Genomic DNA, 2,317 nt, shown 5'->3' with positions numbered 1-2,317 from the left:
CGATGCGGGTGCGGCCACGGGAGAGCAGATGCTCCACGGCCGAGCGGGCACCACCGTAGTTGTCCGAGTCCACCGAGGTGAGCGTCTCACCGGCCGAGCGGGGGCCGCTGATCACGGCCGGGATCTCCAGCTGGGCCAGCAGATCCGGCAGGGGGTCGTCGGCGTGGACGGAGACGAGGAGTACGCCGTCGACCCGGTGGGCCGCCAAGTACTGGGCCAGGCGCCGGCGCTCCCGGTCGCTTCCCGCGAAGATCAGCAGCAGCTGCATCTCGGTGTCGGAGAGTTGGGAGCCGACTCCGCGCAGCATGTCCGAGAAGTAGGGTTCCGCGAAGAAGCGGGTCTCCGGCTCGGGGACCACCAGCGCGATGGCGTCCGTGCGGTTGGCGGCGAGGGCGCGGGCGGCGGTGTTGGGGACATAGCCGAGTTCCGCGACCGCCGCCTCGACCGCGGCGCGGGTGGCGTCGCTGACCCGGGGCGAGCCGTTGATCACGCGTGAGACCGTGCCCCGGCCGACCCCGGCCCGGGCGGCGACCTCTTCGAGCGTGGGCCGGCCCCCGCTGCGGCCCCGCGCTCCCTGGCTTGCCATGGGCTCCGCCTCCCTCGACCGTCTCCTGATGCTGGCCTGGAATGTAACAGCACCGTTCGCTGTCCTTGCCCACCCTGGAGGCTGCCGCCCCCAGGCCCCCGCTTCGGCCTGAACGGCCTCGTCCTCAATCGCCGGACGGGCTAGTTGTACCTAACGTGCCGATAACTGAACGCAGTTGCCCGCGTCCGCTCCCTTGACACCCCGCCCCGTACCGACGACTCTTCAACACATCACTTGTGGGAGCGCTCCCACACTACCTGACACCTACACATCCCGCACGTTCCCCGCCCGAGCCGCAGCGAAGACGAACGGGCCCGATTTCCATGCAGTCGGCCGGGGGGTCGGCACGTCAGGCAACAGGAGGACGCAATGCGCACGAGCATCCGCCGGTCCCAGCGGCTGATGGCCCTCACGGCCGTGGCCGCCCTGACCACGGGGCTGCTGGCCGGCTGCGCCAAGGACTCGGACAACGGCTCGTCGGACCACTCCGACGGCGGTGGCAACGGCAGTGGCAAGGGCAGGATCACGCTGACCATCGGCACCTTCGGCGTCTTCGGCTACCAGCAGGCCGGCCTCTACGACGAGTACATGAAGCTGCATCCGGACATCAGCATCAAGGAGAACGTCACCACCCGTACCGATGTGTACTGGCCGAAGGTGCTCACCCGCCTCCAGGCCGGCTCCGGCACGGACGACATCGAGGCCATCGAGATCGGCAACATCACCGAGGCCGTGCAGACCCAGGCCGACAAGTTCGTGGACCTGGGAAAGGACGTGGCCAAGTCACAGTGGCTGGACTGGAAGAACGCCCAGGCCACCACCAAGGACGGCAAGCTCATCGGGCTCGGGACCGACATCGGGCCGATGGCCGTCTGCTACCGGAAGGATCTGTTCCAGAAGGCCGGGCTGCCGACCGACCGGACCAAGCTCGCCGAGCTGTGGAAGGGCGACTGGAGCAAGTACGTCGGCGTCGGCACGCAGTACATGAAGAAGGCGCCCAAGGGCACCAAGTTCGTGGACTCGGCCTCCTCCGTCTACAACGCGGCGGTGGGCGGCGCGAGCGAGCGGTACTACGACAAGGACGGCAACGTCGTCTGGGACAGGTCCGAGGGTGTGAAGAAGGCCTGGGACGCCGCCATGACCGTCGCGACCAGCAACATGTCGGCGAAGCTGAAGCAGTTCGACCCGACCTGGGACCAGGGCTTCGCCAACGGCAGCTTCGCCAGCGTCGCCTGCCCGGCCTGGATGATCGGCTACATCGAGCAGAAGTCGGGTGACTCCGGCAGGGGCAAGTGGGACGTGGCGGCGGCGCCGGCCGCGTCCAACTGGGGCGGCTCCTTCCTCGGCGTGCCGACCGCGACCAAGCACCAGAAGGAGGCCGTCGCGCTGGCGAAGTGGCTGACCGCGCCCGAGCAGCAGGCGAAGGTGTTCGCCAAGCAGGCCAGCTTCCCGTCGACCCCGTCGGCGTATCCGGGCCTGAAACCGCAGGCCGACACCACGGCGTACTTCTCGGACGCGCCGCTCACCCAGATCTTCTCCGACGCGGCGAAGACCATCCCCGCGCAGCCGCTCGGCCCCAAGGACAAGCCGATCGACAACGCGATCAGCGACATCGGCATCCTCCAGGTCGAGCAGAAGGGCAAGTCGCCGTCCCAGGGCTGGGACGCGGCGGCCAAGGAGATCAAGGACGTGCTCGGCCAGTGACCAGCCCCAAGCAGGCTCTCGCGCACT

Annotated in this window: 2 protein-coding genes; one reads left to right on the top strand and one right to left on the bottom strand. The window is 68.8% G+C overall.

The genetic code is table 11. The features are described from left to right. Window positions 1–586, bottom strand: a 586-nt coding sequence (locus M878_RS76420) for a LacI family DNA-binding transcriptional regulator (protein WP_023550384.1), incomplete at its 3' end; no start/stop codon positions are given. A 369-nt stretch (window positions 587–955) separates the two neighbouring features. Here M878_RS76420 and M878_RS76415 point away from each other — a divergent pair. After that, window positions 956–2,290 (top strand): ABC transporter substrate-binding protein, encoded by a 1,335-nt coding sequence (locus M878_RS76415; protein WP_023550382.1) that lies wholly within the window; start codon window positions 956–958, stop codon window positions 2,288–2,290. The last annotated feature ends 27 nt before the right edge of the window (window positions 2,291–2,317 follow it).

Origin of the sequence: Streptomyces roseochromogenus subsp. oscitans DS 12.976 (assembly GCF_000497445.1) — a bacterium.
GTDB classification, from domain to species: domain Bacteria; phylum Actinomycetota; class Actinomycetes; order Streptomycetales; family Streptomycetaceae; genus Streptomyces; species Streptomyces oscitans.
This window is presented reverse-complemented; position numbering and strand designations above follow the sequence as displayed.

Coding starts and splice junctions, on each gene's coding strand:
- M878_RS76415 (WP_023550382.1), top strand. CDS start 956: ATGCGCACGAGCATCCGCCGGTCCCAGCGGCTGATGGCCCTCACGGCC.